The 19,336-nt window shown below is 46.9% G+C and carries 11 protein-coding genes; 4 read left to right on the forward strand and 7 right to left on the reverse strand.

Annotation, left to right across the window (positions count from 1 at the left end; translation table 11 throughout):
* Window positions 1-7 precede the first annotated feature (7 nt).
* From JT717_RS13205 to JT717_RS13225, 5 genes are all read right to left on the reverse strand, one after another.
* Window positions 8-3,457: a TraB/GumN family protein gene (locus tag JT717_RS13205; protein ID WP_205510952.1), complete on the reverse strand. Its 3,450-nt coding sequence runs from the start codon at window positions 3,455-3,457 to the stop codon at window positions 8-10.
* Window positions 3,458-3,505: 48 nt separating this feature from the next.
* A complete protein-coding gene (locus JT717_RS13210; RefSeq protein ID WP_205510953.1) occupies window positions 3,506-5,575 on the reverse strand; it encodes an OstA-like protein in 2,070 nt (689 codons plus the stop codon).
* A 17-nt stretch (window positions 5,576-5,592) separates the two neighbouring features.
* On the reverse strand, window positions 5,593-6,561 hold the full coding sequence (locus JT717_RS13215) for an MlaD family protein (protein WP_205510954.1): 969 nt from the start codon (window positions 6,559-6,561) through the stop codon (window positions 5,593-5,595).
* 402 nt (window positions 6,562-6,963) lie between these two features.
* Window positions 6,964-7,926 carry an N-acetylmuramoyl-L-alanine amidase family protein gene (locus JT717_RS13220; RefSeq protein ID WP_205510955.1) on the reverse strand — a complete coding sequence of 321 codons (963 nt, stop codon included), beginning with the start codon at window positions 7,924-7,926 and terminating at the stop codon, window positions 6,964-6,966.
* Window positions 7,927-8,077: 151 nt separating this feature from the next.
* Window positions 8,078-9,103 (reverse strand): N-acetylmuramoyl-L-alanine amidase family protein, encoded by a 1,026-nt coding sequence (locus JT717_RS13225; protein ID WP_205510956.1) that lies wholly within the window; start codon window positions 9,101-9,103, stop codon window positions 8,078-8,080.
* A 79-nt stretch (window positions 9,104-9,182) separates the two neighbouring features.
* On the opposite strand from JT717_RS13225, the gene JT717_RS13230 reads away from it, so the two are divergent.
* A complete protein-coding gene (locus tag JT717_RS13230; protein WP_205510957.1) occupies window positions 9,183-11,945 on the forward strand; it encodes a putative LPS assembly protein LptD in 2,763 nt (920 codons plus the stop codon).
* Window positions 11,946-12,028: 83 nt separating this feature from the next.
* Here the strand turns inward: JT717_RS13230 and JT717_RS13235 are convergent, their stop codons facing one another.
* Window positions 12,029-12,772, reverse strand: a complete 744-nt coding sequence (locus tag JT717_RS13235) for a lysophospholipid acyltransferase family protein (RefSeq protein ID WP_205510958.1) — start codon at window positions 12,770-12,772, stop codon at window positions 12,029-12,031.
* A gap of 162 nt (window positions 12,773-12,934) precedes the next feature.
* The gene (gene ung, locus JT717_RS13240; protein ID WP_205510959.1) at window positions 12,935-13,606 is read right to left on the reverse strand and encodes a uracil-DNA glycosylase; all 672 of its coding nucleotides are present in this window, start codon (window positions 13,604-13,606) and stop codon (window positions 12,935-12,937) included.
* Window positions 13,607-13,771: 165 nt separating this feature from the next.
* On the opposite strand from ung, the gene JT717_RS13245 reads away from it, so the two are divergent.
* The 3 genes from JT717_RS13245 (at window position 13,772) to JT717_RS13255 (ending at window position 19,300) form a co-directional block, all read left to right on the forward strand.
* Window positions 13,772-14,347 (forward strand): RNA polymerase sigma factor, encoded by a 576-nt coding sequence (locus JT717_RS13245; RefSeq protein WP_205510960.1) that lies wholly within the window; start codon window positions 13,772-13,774, stop codon window positions 14,345-14,347.
* Window positions 14,348-14,502: 155 nt separating this feature from the next.
* On the forward strand, window positions 14,503-15,606 hold the full coding sequence (locus JT717_RS13250) for a FecR family protein (protein WP_205510961.1): 1,104 nt from the start codon (window positions 14,503-14,505) through the stop codon (window positions 15,604-15,606).
* Between the two features lie 199 nt (window positions 15,607-15,805).
* On the forward strand, window positions 15,806-19,300 hold the full coding sequence (locus tag JT717_RS13255; protein ID WP_205510962.1) for a TonB-dependent receptor: 3,495 nt from the start codon (window positions 15,806-15,808) through the stop codon (window positions 19,298-19,300).
* Window positions 19,301-19,336 lie beyond the last annotated feature (36 nt).

A 19,336-nucleotide genomic window follows, 5' to 3' on the forward strand; every position in this document is an offset into this window, starting at 1 on the left:
ATATCTTTTATTCAGCGTCGTGGTACTTTTCCCTGCTTTTCAGAAATGCTTTAAAGTGGGTATTCACCTTAGTGGCGGAGTAGGTTTCGTCCCAGTATAAACCGTTCAAATAAATCGCGGTCTTCAGGGATGTGCTGCCGGCTGTATAACCACCGGCGATGCCCAGGTAACCAGCCGCTTCGTCATCTTTCAGCACCACCTGGTACAGGTAGAAAGTATAGGGTTTGCCTTTAAAGCTGGCTGTTCTTTTAGCCAGGAAGCTGATCTTTTTTATCTCATAGTCCTCGGCGGCGAGTGCGTAAATAGCCGATCTGCCGAAAGCCTGCTGGGTTGCGTATACCGCGGGGAACAAAGCTGTTTTTTTCAGCTCTTTCAGCTCCCTGTAGAATATGGTTCTGGTATTATCATCAGCGGCTAAGGCAAGCAAAACCTCCGCAGGAACGGTTTGTTTATTCTTTATCAGTTCTATGGCTGCCTGCTTTTTTAAGTCCAGGTCTTTTACAGTTAAATAACTTCTTAAAACAGCGTTGCCGGCGCTTGTGTTAAAGCTTCCGATCAAAGCCAGCAGGGCTTCGAGTGTATAAGCTTCCACCTTTTCTTTTTTTACGCCCGCCAGTAATTTTTTAGCCGCATTAATAAAGTCGCTTTGCAGGGATGCCAGCGCTTCCTTTTTTATAAAACCGCTGTCTGCCAGGGTCTGGGTAAGACCAGCTATTTGAGGAGCATGGGTACTGTCTTTTGCCAGCTGTTGAAGTGTATTGAATATGGAAGCGGTTAATGCCAGGCTGTCTTCCAGTGCGCTCGTAAATTGATATTCAAAGGCGTCTTTTGGTGCGCCATACTGCTTTATTAAGCTGGCCAGTGTATCGTAGCTGGCCTGGGTAAGCAGGTTAGCCAGGGTAGTGAGTGCCGTATTTCTAAATTTTTCATTCTCCTGCGAAAGCAATGGATATTTTTCCCTAATGAATGAAATAGTGGAAGCATGGTTCAGTCTGCCCAGCATCATGGCCAGCCGCAAATTCGTATACGTAGCTTCATCGTCACTATAAAAGGCAGAATAGCGTTTGAATAAGGCTTCCTGTAAAAGCGGAATATCCTCTTCGTCGAATTCAGTATTGCCAAGGGCTGCAACCGCTTCCGTTTTAGTGGCTGAATCTTTACTGGCCAGATCATACAGCAACAAGCCCGCTTTGGATCGCGTAATGAAGTCTTTGTTTACCTGCGGGGTATTAATGCGAAAACTGTTAAAGAAGGTGTCGGCATCGGCATTATATACAAAATTACTATCGCCTACAACGATGAGTGAGATCACTTTATCATCATGCAACAGCAGGCGTCCTCTTTTATAGGCGCCGCCCTCGTCTTTGATCAACAGCTCTGCCGCCGGCCGGCCATCATATACAATAGAGGTCTTTTTTATAAGGATATCGTTGCTGGTATAGCGCATAACCGTGTTTTCCCAGAAGAGGCTGTCATTTTTAAACCAGGTATATTTCGGCAGGGTCTCGGGTGTTAGAAAGTAAGAGCTGGCGGTTGTTGTATCGTAAGAATATATAAACCCGTTACTACTTGAATCTTCGTTCCTGAATGCTCCGGGCACACGGGCCGAAAACATTGAATCCCGGGTTGTATGTATTTCCCAGGTTTTAGCCGGCGCCGGAATGAAGCGCAGGGAATGGAAGATCTTTTGGGTTTCGGGCGTATGCATATTGGCTGAATCGCTGATGGCCAGCAACACGATGTTCCGGTTGTTCCTGATCAACGATACGGTTTGCATATAAATGCCTTTCTGTTCAATATGTTCACCTTTCAGTACAATTCCCTTGTAACCCTGCAGCTGAATAGTGTCTACCTGTAAACGGGTGTATTGTGGTTTCATGCTTTCGATCAACCAGTTTTGGACAATGGAATCGCTGCGCAGGAAATGGCCTGGAAGAATATCTTTCGAAAACAGCATGACATAAGTGCCACCTGAGACATCGGCGCCGGAAAAAGCGCTGATATGCCAGCCGTCGCGGTCGTTGCTGAGCTTTTTATTGAACGTGAGTTCGGCAGGTGAAATAAAACTAATGCCCATTACCGAATCGACAAATGCAAAAGCGCCGGTTTTGGCCGGTTGTTTTTTGGTAATGAGGAACGATTTAAAAAAGCGTTCGGCATCTTCAGAGTTGAGCATGTCTTTTTTAACCGCGTTCATAAAGGCAACATACACCAGGTTTTCATGCACAAATGCCTGGATCCGCATTTTTTCACCTTTCAGATTATGGATGAATTCCTTGCCTTCAATTCCATTGTTGCTTACATTTTTACCGGCGATCTTTTCTTTGGTCTGAAACATCCTCTGCGCCAGTTCCTGTAGTGCGCTGTCTTTATTGGTTGGGGTAAACGGTGTAACAAACGACATCGTGCAGTAATTCGACATGGTGAATATATCGAACAGGTATTTCATATCGATAAAACCAAACACCTTTACATCGATGACATTACCGGGCATAGATACTTTATAAAAGCCCTGTTTGTCTTCGCTTTCGCTCCAGGGTAGTTTCACTTCTTTAAATGTGTAATTGGCGGCATCGATCTTTTGGGAAGAGAAGACGGGTTCTACCGTAAAACCCCTTGATTGCAGCAGGTGTATTACCCCGCTGTCACCTGGTAAATGGGCTGCGCCAACGGCAATGAACATGGTGCGCAGGGTAGTAAGGCTATCGATCCGCCTTGCCATTTTCACATTTCGTTTGATCAACAACAGGTCATTTACCCGGGCAGATCCGCCGGCGCCGATGGATTCAATACCTGAAAGGTCCTGGCTGATATACATTTCAACCATCCGCTCCATCATGTTGTTGGCGGCTTTTTTCAGGTTCGAAGAATCGCCGGCCAGCAGCATGTCGATATCCGTTTTGTCAACCAGGTCGTCAAGCAGTCCTGCCTGATCGGCGATGTCTTCCACGCCGCCCACCCATTTGCCCTGGCGGCGGGCAATATTATACAGGTAGGCATCGAGGAAAGTAGGCATTTCGCCTTTTTCCAGGTAATCAGACATCCATTTGTTCTTTGCCGCAACAATATCGCCGGTGGTTATTTCAGAAGCCGGTTTTTTAAATTTTTTGGCCAGGGCATTGCTGTATTTTTTAAAATCCTTTTCAGACAAAAGCTCCTGCAGTTTGGCGCCTTCCGCTTCATTGATGGCTTTGTTGATATAATAAGCGCCCATTTCATCGGGATTTACCTCAATGGCCAGTCCTTCCGTTTTTTCTATGGCGCGGTAAACTGAATCGCCCAGCTTGAATAATCGTTTATCGGTGAGGTGAATGGTGCCGAAGAGGTAGGAGGGCTGTTTAAGTCCTTTACCGGAGATCCGCCAGAGCAGGCTTTTAGGATAGGGATGCTGTCCGTAGGTACAGGTGGTTACCAGGCATAAAGCCAACAGGCAGTATGCGAATCGAATGGGGTACATAAAGAAGGATTACAAATTTGTTTTGGTTAATTTTTTGATCACCGGTCCCTACTGCCTTCCTTTAACGTCCCGCGGCTGTTGTTTATTTCTGTCTGTTGAAGTATTTCTAAACAGGGGTTTCTCCTTTTGCGGTTCCTTTTTGGGTTCTTGCTGCGATTCACCAGGTACCTGGCGGGTAGTTGCCCTGGGCGTTACTACAGGAGCTGGCAGCTGCTCATTTTTCAACGTATCTGCGAGCTCCAATGAATCCACCATATCCAGCGAGTCTTTTATAACCACTGGTTTGATATCTTCATACAATTCAAATTTTGTTTTTGGCCGCCGGTCTTCGAGCCATTTGAAATTGCGGAGTTTTTTGTTCTCTTCGGTTGCCTGCCTGACCGGGTACATGGTACCGGTCACTTCACTGATGAACACCACCTTGTTCAGTTCTTTATTCTTGAACCGCATATCGATGATGTCGCTGGTGGCATTGTTGATGCCTACCAGGTAGTTCTTCTCATCTTTTACATAATAAATGCTTTCGCCATTGCCCTGTGCGCGCATATACTCAATTTCCCCGTCCTTGAAATAACCGTTCAGGCGGTTGCCCTTGATCTGGTTATACATTTCCTTATCGCTCAGGTTCACGGCAAAGCCGTTCTCGAACACAAATAAGCGGTCGGGTTTCTTGTTTTTCGTGTACAGGAATATGGTATCACCGGTTATCTGGCTATTGCTGGCCCACATTACCGGATCGCGGAACAATTTGAATATAGAATCCTTGCCTGAATAAAAGAGACTGTCAGATACCGCCTGCATGGAATCGGAGAAAATACGTACATGATACCATGCCTGGAAGTAGCGGTCGGTACTATCGTTCTTATTCTCTTTAGCCGGCCTGGCGGGTTTGGCCGGTGTTTTTGCGGCGGCAGCCGGGACTGTTGTTTTAGCCGGCTTTTTCACGACCGGTTTTTGTGCAATAACTGTATCGGCCCTGCTTTTAACTACATTACCCGCCAGCGCAGCAGTATCTGTTCGCCGGCTGGCCGAATCTGCAGCCAGGAGTGTGGTATCCCTTACCCTTGTAATTGAATCTTTAACCAGGCTGGCTTTAGGTGTAATGCGTCTGGCGGTATCGGTTTGCAGGTTGCTGCTGTCTTTATAACCCGGCAATTTGCTCAGCCGGCCCGAGTAGAGGGTGTCGGCCGTGATATAGATAGAGTCCTTGTCCTGCTTAATGATCATCAACGGATGCTGTGTGGCACGGAAGGTGCCATCGTCGCGGTTGGCTTCAATAAAATTGGCCAGCACCGATACGCCCTGGGCAGTATCAACATATACCGCATTACCGCGCAGCAAGCTGAGGCCAAGGCTGTCGTTGCTATCGATCGTATTGGCAATAATGGTTACGGCGCCGTCTTTCAGTATGGGCCGTTTGCCGAAAAAAGCCTTCCGGTTGCGGGTATCATAAAATCCATCGCTGGTATTGATGGTTCGTTTCGAACTGTCGATGATCGTGGTAGGGGCGATAAAAGTGGCTATTTGTGATTCGGTATTGTATAACAAGGAATCGGTCTTCAGGCTGTATTGCGGATCTTTGAGGTCTACATTTTTTTTGAAATATACATCCTTCAGCTCCTCGTAATAAATGCCCTCTTTACTGGTCAATACCGATTGTTTATTGATAAGTTTCCCCCCATTGTGGTATTCGCCGATCTTGGTATTCAGATCGTATTGAAGATCATTGGTGAGCAGGGTGCTTTTGCTGTCAGTTAATGATACGTTGTTCTTGAGGTAGGCCATTTTTGTGTCAACATAATATTGCAGGTACTGCGATCTGATGTTGACCGTGTCGTTGTCGACGATATGCACATTACCAAACGCTTCCACGAAGCGCGTCTTTTTATTTAACACGGCGCTATCGCAGTTGATGAGGGTGTTTTCCTGCCGTAACTGAACATTGCCCGCCAGCATTTGCAGGTCGATCAATGAGTCGTGTTTATAGCTGAGCCGGTCGGCGTTTATCAGCGTCACTACTTTCATAGTATCCGCCCCGGGCCGGGTGGTAATTACCTGGGAATGCACTTTGCCAAAAGATAACAACGCTATCAGCGGCCAAAACACATATCGTATCATTTATAAAGCTTTCCTTGTTATTTCAGTGTATCCAGCGGTGCTTTTAATGGCCCCTTTTTATCTTTTGGTCCGAAAAGGGATATATTAATATATCGTTTGGGATTCATCCGCAGATCGTCGAGCAAGATAGTCAAACTGCGATTGGTGCGCCGGACCTCCTCATACAATTGGCGATCATTTAACAGCATACCAACCGTGCCTTCCTTACTATCGATCTTGGCGATGCCTGCTTCCAGTCTGGCCATTGTTCTCTGCATACTTTCAATCGCTTCCGAGATCTTTGCTTTCGACAGTTGACTGGTAGCGGTTTGCAGATTATTGAATGTACTGTCAATTTTCGGACCATTACGCGCAAAACTGCTGGTGATGGTATTCAGGTTGCCGATCGTTTTGGCCAGCATACCGGATTCTGTATCCAGTAATTGCTGTAATGAATGACTGCTGGATGCCAGGTTGGCTATAATACCCTGCAGGTTGTTACGGGTATTGGGATCGAGGATGGTATTGAGATTTTGCAATACCAGGTCGAGCGAAGCCAGGGTTTTATTGATATTGCTGATAGCCGGATCAAGGGATTTTTGCAATTTATCGGTCAATGCCAGGGAACGCTCGGTGCGTATGGTATCGCCTTCTTTTATAAAGTCGCCGCCATTGCCTAAAAAGATATTTACACCGGTGCTTCCCAATAATTCACTGTTCAGGGTAGCAACCGAGTTGCGGGGGATATTTATATCTTTAGTTAAGGTAATGGTAACCACGATACCACTTAAGTTTTTATCAATTTCCTGCAGGTTGGTGACCTTACCTACCTGCAAACCTTTAATAAAAACGGGGTTGGATACCACCAGCTTCTCAATATTCGGAAACACAGCATACACTTCTTTGCCACGGGCGCCTTTTCCTTTCAAAAAATTAAAGCCAAGTATAAGCACAGTGATCGCAATTGCGGTTAGTGCGCCTACTTTAGTTTCATTTGAGATTTTCATCTGAATTTGCTATGATGTTTTCAATGGCCAGACAAATCCCTGCCTACAATTGTTCACACCGGGTGAAAATCTTGTATTGTCCGGGGTTCATCTGAACGGGTTAAGTTTTAAAGGTTGCCCTGTTAAAACGGTCAATTGGTAGCAAAAGTATAAAAAATTGAAATACAAGGGAGTTGATAAGTTAACTGGTTGAAAAGTTAACAGGTTGCCGGTTGCCGGTTACCGGTCGCCGGTTGCCGGTTACCGGTTACCAGTCGCCGGTTGCCAGTTGCCGGTTGCCGGTTACCGGTTACCGGTTACGAGTCGCCGGTTGCCAGTTGCCGGTTGCCGGTCTCCAGTCGCCGGTTGCCGCTCAACTGCGAACCAAGAACTGAGAACTGAGAAATGTGAACTGATAACTGTTTATGATGTCTTAGATGTGCTGCTATTATTGGTAGTCTTTGAAATAGGCTGAGGCGCACTGGTGCCCTGGTAGCGTTTGACGGCATTTACGATGGCGGCAGCCATATCTTCCTGACCTTTTTTGCTGTTCAGGTAGGCTTCGTCGGCGCTGTGGGTGATATAGCCGGTCTCTACCAGGATGCTGGGCATGGCCGTCGCCTGTAAAACCCAGATGCCTTTTTCATTGCGTTGTTTCACCCCCCGGTTGAGCCGGCCTTTTTTGGCCATTTCTTCCTGTACCAGGGTGGCCAGCAAGAGGCTTTTGTTGAAAAAGCGTTTTGTCCATAACAGCGACTTTGCCTTGAACTCAGGATCATTGATATCTGGAACATATTCCCCATCTTCCACATCTTCTGCCATCCGTTCCCCTACATAATCGCCTTTTATGGTGGAACGGTCGGCCGCCCAGATATATGTTTCGGTGCCGCGGCTTGGGTTATCGGTGTACCAGGTCTTGTAGTTCTTAACCCGGCGCGTATGTTTAATGCGTTTTTTACCCTTGCGCGTATAGTAAACCTGCGTTTTATAACCGAGAAATTTGGTGTGTTTTACCTTGGGCGCGGCATTAGCGTGAATGGAAATGAACAGGTCGCCCTTGTTGCGATTGGCATAATCGGCCCGGGCTTTTATCTCCGGGTATGTATCACCCATGCGGGTATAATAGATCTTAAGCTCAGGAAATGTTGATTTCAGTTTCGCGCCCAGCTTCAGGGCAATGGCCAGACAAACTTTTTTTTCAGTGGAATAATCGCCATGGGCGCCCGGATCGCGGCCTCCATGCCCGGCATCGATGATGATGGTTTTTATGCCCGGCCTTGCGGCAGCCGGCACGGCGGGGGCTTTGCTGGCAGGGGCTGTGCTATAGGAACACACAACCAGGCAAAGTCCGGTGCCTAACAGGCAATAAAATAATTTTTGCAGCATCCTTCCGGGATTGGGGATTATAAAAAATTCAAAACGCTTTCCTCCGGTATAACGCAAAGATAGTGCTGCTATTGGCTTATCAAATCGTTAATATTCAAAAAGTACTAAAAACCAATTGAATAATTAGATAATGTGTAAAAAGGCAGGCCGGTTAATGAGTACCGGTACTATCGGCCCTGACCGGCTGCACAGGCTCCGGTGTTGAGTTTACGGAACTTGCCTGTTGCACCGGCGTAATGCCGCCTTCCAGGCTGGCTTTATATCGTTTGATCGCATTCACAATGGCGGTCACAATTTCTTCCTGTCCCTTTTCGCTGTTGATATATTCTTCTTCTTCTGTTTGGGTAATAAAACCGGTTTCCACCAGGATACTCGGCATGCCGGTAGCCTGCAGCACCCAGATCCCTTTTTCATTCCGTTGCTTTACGCCACGACTGACCCTGCCGCCTTTCACAAATTCTTCCTCCACCAGGGTGGCCAGCAGCAGGCTCTTGCCAAAATATTTCTTTTCATAGAGCTGGGCCCGGATCATGGCTTCCGGCGAATTCAGGTCGAGCACATTGGAGCTGTCCTCTACATTTTCACCCGTTTCACCGGTTGATTGAATCGCTTCACCTTTATAACCGGTACGATCGGCTGCCCAGATATAGGTCTCGGTGCCGTGCATATTGTTTTTAACCCAATAATTTTCATAGATCGGCACCCGCACGGTCTTTTTACGTTTTTTCGACCCTTTGCCCACCCATACAGTGCGGTTTTTATATCCTACTACGCGTTTGGCATACCAGCCACCGGCTCTTGATCCGGAAGCATTACAGTGAATGGCAATGAAGAGGTCGCCCTTTGCCTGGTTAGCCAGATCGGCCCGGTACCGCAAAGCGTCATGAATATTGTTCAGCCCACCAGGCAGTTCGTCGGTGGTGCGGGTAAAGATAAGTTTGCTTTCGGGCAACTCGGCGGCCAGCGCCTTACCCAGCTTCAGGGAAACGGACAAAGCAACGGCGGCTTCCGTAGAGAATTGCCCATGCGCGCCGGGGTCGATGCCCCCGTGGCCGGGATCAATGATGATCGTACCAAGTACAGGTTTCTGTTGCGCCCAAACGCCGATACCTGTAAAAATGAAAATTCCTGCAATAAAAAAACTTAGAATGCCGCGATATAAATTTTTTTTATTCATTTATTGTTCAAGAATTTAGGAGACATTAATCTTCACATATTCTTAATGCATTAATACCTATTTTTGCCACCACCTGCATATGATGAACGGACGCAAAAATAATTTAAAAGATGGTTCGGCCCTTGTTTTATCTGTATGGCTTTTGCTATTAACGTCTGATATCTGGGCGAATTATTTTTTCAAACCTGATTTTACCAAATCCTTAACCACCATTGTTCAGGATACAACAAAACCTGTACGCGCAGTGGATACGGTTCCCGGAAAAAGGGATTCTTTACTCAGGATAACAGATACCATTCCTTCAGATACCATTCCCTCGAAAGATACATTAATAAACAAAACAGACACCTTTAATGTTGCCGTTTCCCAGGATTCACTGGATGCACCGGTTGCATATAAAGCGTCTGACAGTATGGTGCTGATGGTGCCCGATAAGAGGCTCATCCTGTACAGCAAAGCAAATGTTAAATATAAGGATATGGATCTGTCGGCCGACAGTATTGAAATGGATCAGGGGTCGCAGATGGTAACGGCCACATTCCGGAGAGATACTGCAGGTAATATGGTGGGCAAACCGGTGATGGTGCAGGCCGATAGTAAAATGTCGTCGGATATTATCAAGTATAATTTTAAGAACCAGAAGGGCATCACCGAAAATACCATTACCCAGCAGGGTGAGATGTATGTGCAGGGTGAAAAGGTAAAGAAGATCAATGAAAGGGATTTCTTTGCATACCGGTCGCAGTTCACTACCTGTAACCTCGATACGCCGCACTTTGCTTTCCGGGCCAACAAAATGAAAATGGTAAGCCAGAAGCTGGCGATCTCGGGGCCCATTCACCCGGAGTTTGAAGGCGTACCTGTTCCCATATATATTCCCTTTGGTTTCTTTCCCTTATCGCAAGGCCGTCATTCCGGTATCCTGCCCCCGCAGTTCTCTCAAAGTGAACAATTTGGTTTGGGCCTGGAAGGACTGGGCTATTATAAAGTGATCAATGAATATTTTGACGTGACCCTGCGTTCGAATTTGTATTCATACGGCGGTTATTCGTTGTTCTTAACACCTACCTACCGTAAACGCTACCGGTACAATGGAACCATGAACCTCTCGTACCAATCCTCAAGGATTTTATCAAGCGGCTCAAAGAATGAGTTCGACAATACCAAGACCTATAGTGTGAACTGGAGCCATTCGGTTGACAGCCGGGCAAGGCCGGGTCAAACTTTTTCGGCGAACGTGAATGTGGCTTCTACCCAATACAACCGGCTTATACCAAACAATCCTTCACTCAATTTTTCCAATACACTCACTTCGTCAATAGCCTACTCCAAAACCTGGGGTACAAAATATAACCTTACTGCCACCGCGAACCATAGCCAGAATAACCTGACGCGCGATATCAACCTGAGTTTGCCGAATATGTCCTTTACGGTAAACACTTTTTATCCCTTACAGCCGAAGGAATATGCCGGTGAATCGAAATGGTATCATAAACTGGGTATCGGGTTGAACAGTACCCTGGCCAACCAGGCAAGTTTTAAAGAGGAGAATTTCAGTTTCAGGACTTTGATCGATTCTTCGCAGTGGGGCGCACAGCACTCTGTGCCCATCCAGTTATCGTTGCCGCAACTGGGGCCTTTACAAATTGCACCGGGCATCAGTTACCAGGAGAAATGGTATCAGCGAAGAATGAAAAGAGAGTGGAACCCTAATACCTATAAACTGGATACCGTTGAAATGACGAAAGGATTATACCGGGCCAGCGATGTGTCATTCAGTTTAGGTATTAATACGGCCATTTTCGGGATGTTTGACAAATTTGGCAAGAACAGTCCGGTAGCAGCCATCCGCCACGTGATCAGGCCAACGGTTTCAGCCAGCTACCGGCCAGACATGGGCGCCAAGCACTACTATAATGTACAGGTGGATACTGCATTTGGAAAAAATCCGGGAGAAGGGCATTTCCAGCGCTTCTCGTATTTTGAAGGAAGCATTTATGGTCCGCCCTCCGAAGGAACTTTTGGCGGTATCAGCTTTGGTATCGATAATAATATAGAAGCCAAGGTGCGCTCGAAAAAAGATACTACGAACGGCGGCATTAAAAAGGTAAGGTTAATAGATGGTTTCGGTTTTACCAGCAGCTATAACTTTATGGCCGACTCCTTCAAGCTGGCGCCATTCAATCTCTATGTGCGCAGCACCCTGTTCGAAAAGATCAATATTACTGCCGGCGCTAACCTGGATCCTTACCAGGTAGATGCATTCGGTTACCGGGTCAATAAATACACCTGGCAAGGGGAGAAGTTCTCATTCAGTAAACTGGGCCGTATTACGAGTGGTAATATTGCCATTTCAACTTCATTCCAGAGCCAGGCAAAGGATAAAAAAGCAGCGCAGCAAAAAGAAGAGGCCCTGCGGGAACAGGGTATCATGACACCGGAAGAACAGCAGGCGCAATTGATGTATGCAAGGGCGAACCCGGCTGAATTTGCTGATTTCAATGTGCCCTGGTCGCTGAGCTTATCTTATTCCATGACCTTCACCCGGCAATTAAGGCCCGATTATACGGGGTGGGAAACAAATACCTATGCCAACCTCAGCTGGAACGGTGATTTCAACCTGACGCCCAAATGGAAGTTCGGCATGAACGGGTATTACGATATCAAGACCTCTGCCATACAAACCTTTACCATGTATATTTCCCGGGAGATGCACTGCTGGCAGTTAAGCATCAATGTAACCCCCGTAGGTTTATATCGTACCTTCAACTTTACGATCAGCCCGAAATCGGGTATCCTGCGCGACCTGCGGTTAAACAGAACCAGGTACTTCTATCAATAAGATTTCTGATTTCGAGATTTAGAGATTTTTATATGTTCAGCCCACTAATTAAATCTCAAAATCCCGGAATCGTAAATCTCGAATCATTTAGCATTATTGGTATAATGATCATACATTATTTGATACACTCTCTCTTTAAGCGTCTGCGTGGTGTCTCCTTGTTGAACCACAACTGGCGGCAGGAAATGCATTTCCATCTTATGCGGCAGCAGGAAGAAAGGTTTGCTGGCGGGTAATACTTTCCGGGTATTGAATATTAAGCTGGGAATAATGGCTTTGCCGCTGTCGAGCGCGAGGCGAAAAGCGCCATCGTGAAAAGACTTCAGCGGCTGATCGGTAAGGTTACGGGTGCCTTCAGGATACAGGCACATATGCAAACCCATATCCAGCACCTTGCGCATCTTCATATAACTTTCCTTGCGGCTCGCTTCGCTTTTTCGGTCTACCAGTACCGACCCGGTTGAATAGATCATCCCAAAGATGGGGATCTTCGCCATTTCAATTTTGGCAATGGTTTTATTCCCACCCGGAATAGCGGGATAGGAGATAGGTACGTCCATGAAGGAGTTATGGTTGCTGACGACAATATAAGTTTCACCGGGGACAAAATGGTTTCGTCCGCGTACTTTTAGCGGACAACCGATCAATGGCAGATAAATGCCCATCCATATGCGGGAAATAGCGGCAAAGCGCCGGGTCTTTTTGGGATCGCTGAACGGGTAGCTGAAAATAAGAAAGGGGATCAGCACTATTAATAAGGTAACCACAAATACCAGGGCCGCCCAGGCCGCACAAATTCTGCCTACTATTTCTTTGATGATTTTCATTCTAAATATTGCTTCGGTGTTCAAAGCGCAAGTTACAGGTTTCAGGTTACAGGTTAGAAGCGGTAAATGACAGCCTTGAGGCTCAACTGAAAGCTGAAAGCCTGGAACACCGCAGAGCGCGGCAAGTGCTGCAACTTTAACCTGAGACTGCCTTCCATACTTTTACAATGCCCAGTTAATTGGATCTATACCGTTTCTAACCAGGTATTCATTGGCTTTTGAAAAATGGCGGCAGCCGAAAAAGCCGGCATGGGCCGATAGCGGCGAGGGATGTGCCGATTTCAAAACCAGGTGTTTGGTCTCATCGATCAGCACCTGTTTCTCCTGCGCGAATTTTCCCCACAGGATGAAAACTACATGCGATTTCAATTCAGAGATCTTTTTAATGACATTATTGGTGAATTCTGCCCAACCGATCTGGGAATGGCTCATCGGTTCGGCAGCGCGTACAGTTAAGGAAGCATTCAGCAGCATTACGCCCTGTTCGGCCCATTTGGTGAGATTGCCGTGATTGGGAATGGGCACGCCCAGGTCGCACTGCAGTTCTTTAAAGATATTGACGAGAGAAGGAGGGGGCGGCACCCCATCTGCCACGGAGAAACAAAGCCCATGCGCCTGACCGGGCCCGTGATATGGGTCCTGGCCCAGGATCACCACTTTTACCTGGTCGAGCGGCGTTGTGTTAAAGGCATTAAAAATTTGAGGGCCCGGCGGGTAAATGGTCTTGCCCGCCATTTTTTCGGTCTTCAAAAAGGTAACGATATTTTGAAAATAGGATTTCGCAAATTCGGATTTTAACGCTGTCTTCCAGCTTTCCTCAATTTGTACGTCCATATTACATTTATTATTTGCGATAAAAATAAGGAAAGGGAACTTATTTGATATAGATAATTTACCTGTTATGTAACTGATACAGTTACTATAGGCTAATATTTTTTTTGCAAAGAATATCCAGGATGCCTTAATATTGTAAGCTTTGTAACCTATTCCTTACTGCTGATGTTGAATAATGACACACAGCTGGAAGCCAGCTGGCTGCAACGATTGCAACAAAACGATGAGCAGGCATTGGCTGCCATCATGCGAAAATATTATACCGCCCTGTACAATTATGGGGCACGCTTCACCAACGATGAGGCCCTCATAAAAGATTGTATCCAGGAGGTGTTTATCAGTTTGTGGCAAAGAAGGGAAAATGCCACTTCCATCTTATCTTCCCGTTATTATCTGCTGCGTGCTGTAAAGAACAGGGTGCTGAAATCATTGCATCAGCACAACCTGCACACCGGCTCCATGGAAGGAGAAGACGCCTATGATTTCTTACAGGAGTTTTCTGTAGAAAAGCTCATTATCGACCGGCAGATGTCGGAAGAACAGGCAACCATCCTGCGCAAGACCATGGCGCAATTATCGAAACGCCAGCATGAGCTCATCTATCTTAAATTTTATCAGCAGCTCGATCATGCGCAAATAGCCGGATTAATGAACCTGAGCCGGCAATCGGTCTATAATCTCCTGCACGAAACCATTCAGAAATTACGTAATCTGTGGCAGGCTGAGATCTTCAACCAGTAAGCCGCTGCCACTGCCATTTGCCAACTGCTGCTGCCATTTGCCAACTGCGAATTGCCAACTGCCGATCTCCGGGTTGTAAACTTTTTTTAAAAATTTATCCGATTTATACAGTAGAATTTGCCGGCAACCGGAACTTATAGGTATAACCGAGCTGTATGAAGGACTTCCGGCTTTATGATATAGCAGATTTTGTAATAGATGAAGACTTTATCCGCTGGGTACAGGAACAGCGTGAAGAAGATAACCTGTTCTGGAATACCTGGCTGCAACAACATCCCGACAAACACCTGGTAATTGCCACTGCCAGGCGTATCGTCAGTTCTATACAGTTCCAGGAGACCCCTATTAGCGCGCCGGAAGTGGAGCAGGAGATCACGCGCTTATTACATACGATCAATACCCAGCATCCGCAGGTTACACCGCGTACCGGCAGGCTTATTTCCTTTAAATGGTGGTATGCAGCGGCGGTATTGCTATTGAGTATAACAGGCCTATGGTACTTTTATTTTCGGAATAGCAGTGCCCAGCCTTTCGCATATGCTTCGATGGTGGCTTCCAAACATCTTATTGAGCATACCAATACTTCGGATCAGCCATTGGTATTGAGCCTGCCCGATGGGAGCCGCCTTACCCTTGCATCCAGAAGCCGCGTGAGTTATGCGCATACCTTTGGTTCCGACGATACCACCCGCTATGGTGCCAGCCGCGATGTGTATTTGCTGGGCGAGGCTTTTTTTGAAGTGACGAAAAACCCGAACAGGCCATTCCGCGTGTTTGCCAATGAAATAGTGACCAAGGTATTGGGCACCAGTTTTACGGTGCGGTCCTTTGAAAAAGACACCACCATCCAGGTTACCGTGCGAACGGGGAAAGTGAGTGTGTATGCTCAATCGGCAACAGTGGCTTCTGCCAAAATGAGTGAGATCATTTTAACGCCGAACCAGCAACTGTTATATGAAAGAACAGCGCAAAAGTTCCAGAAGGTTTTACTCAATAATCCCACCCCCATTTTACCACCGGGCGCTGGCCACACCCTGATCTATGATGATGCACCGCTCGATAAGGTCTTCAGCGACCTCAGTAAAGCGTATGGCATCAATATCGTTTTCGACAGTGAGCTATTGAAAAAATGCACGGTGACCGCCGACCTTACGAATGAGTCGTTCTACCAGCAATTGAACCTGATCTGCAGCGCCATTGATGCGCAGTATGAACTGATCGATGGGCAGGTGGTGATTGAATCGAACGGATGCCGCTAAGAGAAACCTATATAATTATTAATGATTGATAAACCCAGCAATATGATCAAGTTACCACCATAAAAGAACAGGCAAAAAAAGAGCCCCGATATTGTTCGCACCAATATCAGGGCTGCAGATGATTTGTCCTGCGGATCTTACGCAGCGGGACAAATATTGATTAAAACTGATTGCTTTAACCAACTAATAGTACAAAACTATGAAAAAAGTACTCGTTAACCAGTTAATCTACCGGTTTATGAGAATAGGATTGCTGCCATTACTATTGATCACCGGCTTTGCCGGCATGATGTATGCCCGCCCGGTACACGGGCAGGAAGTTCTGAATCAGCGAATTAACCTGGTTGCAGACAAAAAGGAAATGAAAACTGTACTCAGTGAGATCAGCCAGCTTGCTGATATAAAATTTGTGTACAGTTCGCAGCGCATACCGGCCAAACAAAAGATCTCCTTTGTAGCCCGGAACCAGCGCCTGGGTGATGTGCTGAACATTTTATTATCGCCTTTGAATATCCTGTATTTCGTATCAGGCAACCAGATCGTGCTGATGCGAAAGGGGGAGACCTACAATGTGGCGATGTTCCTGACCGATGATCCGCGCCAGCTTTTAATGGAAGAAGAAGCACCGGCGAAAACCATCACCGGCAAAGTAGTTAACGAAAACGGCGAACCGCTGAACGGTGTTTCCGTGCTGGTGCGGGGTACCAACAGAGGCACCAGCACCAATGAAAAAGGTGTTTTCGTGATCACCGCCGAAGTAGGGGAAACCCTCTCTTTCTCGATGGTGGGCTACCGCGAATATGCGGTGAAAGTAGGCGATGAAGACAATATCACCATCCGCCTGCAGGCCGAACAAACCAACATGAACGAAGTGATCATTGTGGGTTATGGTACGCAACGCCGGAGTACATTGACCGGCGCCATTGCTTCCGTGAACAACAAAACGATCAACGAACTGCCGGTGGCCAGCGTAGAGCAGGCGCTGCAGGGACGCGTAGCCGGACTTTCTGTAACCAATAACGGAACCCCGGGCACTTCACCACTCGTGCGTATCCGCGGCGTAAGTTCTATTAGTTTTGCTTCTGACCCATTGTATGTGATCGACGGATTTCCCACCGGTAATCTCATCCATTTCGACAGCCGCGATATTGAAACGGTAGAAGTATTGAAAGATGCCAGTGCTGCAGCGATCTATGGTTCAAGAGCTACCAATGGCGTCATCATCATCACTACCAAAAAAGGAAAGAAAGACAACAAACTGAAAGTACAGCTCGATTCATATATTGGCACCCAAAAGGCATGGAATACCCTTGACCTGCTGAATACAGAACAATACCTTCGGTATGAAAGAGCCCTGAACGGTGCTGCCAATATCGATCTTCCGCCTCGTTTGGAACCGGCTAATTTCAATCAGCCGATCTATAACGGCACTACACAAACCTATGCGCAAACGAATACCGACTGGCAGGATGCTTATTTTAAAAGCGGTATAATTACCCAGCATAACCTGGCTGTAAGCGGTGGCAATGACCTCTCGCGTTTTTATTCTTCAGCCGGTTATTTCAAACAGGATGGCATTGCGCAGGGCGTGTATTATGAAAGAGGCAATTTCAGGATCAATTCGGAGCACAGGATCAGCAAGGTATTCAGCTTTGGGGAGAATCTGTACACTGCTTATTCAAAGCAACGTTATGATGCTACAACCGATAACAGAACGCGACTGATGAATGTTATTCGCCAGTTGCCTTACATGCCCGTTTATGATCCTACCACACAAGGCGGTTTCAGAGACGCCGAGAACAGTGTAGATGGCGCCGACCCCACCAACCCGGTGATGGATGCAATACTACTAGGCAACTCCTATCGTAAGAACCTGAAGATCCTGGGTACTGCCTATGCCGAAGTGAATTTTACGCCCTGGCTTAAATTCAAATCCACTTTCGGGGTAGATCATGTGGCTCTTAACCAGCATAATTACGATCCCATTTTTAACAGTAAAGGAAGGTCGGCATCACTGGCTACGATAGCTGATGTGCGCACCAATTTCACTACATTATTATTTACCGAACAGCTTACGTTCGATAAGACCTTTGGCGACCACCATCTGGCGCTTACTGCCGTGTACGAACAGCAAACGACAAAGGCGTCTGGTTCACAGCAGGGCGGTAATCAAACTTCCAATGGTATTGAAACGCTGGTGGGTGCTATCAATGCATCGAGCTTTTCTACCCAAAGCGAAAATGAGCTGATCTCTTATGTAGGCCGCGTGAACTACGAGTTTGCCGGAAAATACCTGCTCAGTGCAGCCATCCGCCGCGATGGTTTAAGTGTTTGGGCGCCTGGTAATAAATTCGCAAATTTCCCATCGGCCTCTGTAGGCTGGCGGGTGAACCAGGAATCCTTCATGCAGGGTGTAAAGAATATCTCTGAACTGAAGATCAGGGCGGGCTATGGCGAAACCGGTTTAAATGGTATTGGCATCTTTGCCGCCTTGCCGAATTCGCAATTGCCCAACGATTATCCATGGCAGGCCGTGGTACTCCAGAATGGTGCTTTGTATCCATTCAATAATACCATCCCTACCGGCGGTAACGCTTCTTTTTATAATGCATTGGCTAACCCCGACCTGGAATGGGAAAAAACAAAACAATTGAATATAGGGGTAGATCTGGGATTGCTGGGTAACCGCATCAGTTTATCGGCCGATTATTATCGCCGGAAGACAGACAACCTGATGCTGAGCGTGCCAACACCTACTTCTTTCGGATTTGGCGGTGGTGGCGTACTGGCCAATGTAGGCTCTATGGAAAATAACGGCCTGGACCTGCAACTGACCTATAGCCAGAAGCAGCGCGAATTTAAATGGGATATCACCGGTAATATCAGTTTCATCAGTAACAAAGTGATCCATCTGAATACACCCAATGCTACTATCGATCAGGGTGGCGACCAGGATTTTGGCGGCGGGGCGCCCATAACCAGAACCATGGCGGGCCAACCGATCCAGTCTTACCTGGGTTATATAGTGGAAGGCATTTTCCAGACACAGGCAGAAGTAGATGCCAGTCCTTTCCAAACTACGGGTACCCGGCCTGGTGACCTGCGGTTCAAAGATATCAGCGGGCCCGATGGAAAACCCGATGGATTGATCACAGCTGACGACAGAACCTTTATTGGTAATTATCTGCCTGATTTTACCTACTCCGTAAACTTTTCGGGCACCTATAAGAACTTTGATGCATCCCTGTTCTTCCAGGGTGTACAGGGGAACAAGATCTTTAATGCCACCCGCATCATCACCGAAGGGATGGCCCGTTTATTCGGGGCTGGTACCGAAGTGTTGAATGCCTGGACGCCTTCCAACACCAATACCAATATTCCGAGGGCGATCAGCGGCGATCCGAACCAGAATGTTCGTCCATCTACACGATGGATCGAAGACGGATCCTATCTGCGGTTGAAGAATATTGTTATAGGATATACCGTTCCCGGTACTTTCCTGCAATCGGTGACCAAAGGAGCTGTAAGCAATATAAGAGTGTACATTTCATCACAGAACCTGTTAACCTTTACCAAATATAAAGGATGGGATCCTGAGATCGGGACAAAGAATACCACGCTTACCAATGGGATAGACTATGGACAGTATCCGGCTGCCCGTTCTTTCCAATTCGGTATCCAGGCAGGTTTTTAGGTCAATAGTGAATGACTCATTTGACTGATATGACCA

The sequence above is a fragment of the Longitalea arenae genome (assembly GCF_016924755.1).
Lineage (GTDB): Bacteria > Bacteroidota > Bacteroidia > Chitinophagales > Chitinophagaceae > Niastella > Niastella arenae.

Excerpts from the sequence above, each read along its gene's own strand:
- JT717_RS13255 (WP_205510962.1), top strand. The coding sequence starts at position 15,806 with ATGAAAAAAGTACTCGTTAACCAGTTAATCTACCGGTTTATGAGAATA.
- JT717_RS13205 (WP_205510952.1), bottom strand. The coding sequence starts at position 3,457 with ATGTACCCCATTCGATTCGCATACTGCCTGTTGGCTTTATGCCTGGTA.
- JT717_RS13230 (WP_205510957.1), top strand. The coding sequence starts at position 9,183 with ATGATGAACGGACGCAAAAATAATTTAAAAGATGGTTCGGCCCTTGTT.
- JT717_RS13225 (WP_205510956.1), bottom strand. The coding sequence starts at position 9,103 with ATGAATAAAAAAAATTTATATCGCGGCATTCTAAGTTTTTTTATTGCA.
- JT717_RS13245 (WP_205510960.1), top strand. The coding sequence starts at position 13,772 with ATGTTGAATAATGACACACAGCTGGAAGCCAGCTGGCTGCAACGATTG.
- JT717_RS13220 (WP_205510955.1), bottom strand. The coding sequence starts at position 7,926 with ATGCTGCAAAAATTATTTTATTGCCTGTTAGGCACCGGACTTTGCCTG.
- JT717_RS13250 (WP_205510961.1), top strand. The coding sequence starts at position 14,503 with ATGAAGGACTTCCGGCTTTATGATATAGCAGATTTTGTAATAGATGAA.
- JT717_RS13235 (WP_205510958.1), bottom strand. The coding sequence starts at position 12,772 with ATGAAAATCATCAAAGAAATAGTAGGCAGAATTTGTGCGGCCTGGGCG.
- ung (WP_205510959.1), bottom strand. The coding sequence starts at position 13,606 with ATGGACGTACAAATTGAGGAAAGCTGGAAGACAGCGTTAAAATCCGAA.
- JT717_RS13210 (WP_205510953.1), bottom strand. The coding sequence starts at position 5,575 with ATGATACGATATGTGTTTTGGCCGCTGATAGCGTTGTTATCTTTTGGC.
- JT717_RS13215 (WP_205510954.1), bottom strand. The coding sequence starts at position 6,561 with ATGAAAATCTCAAATGAAACTAAAGTAGGCGCACTAACCGCAATTGCG.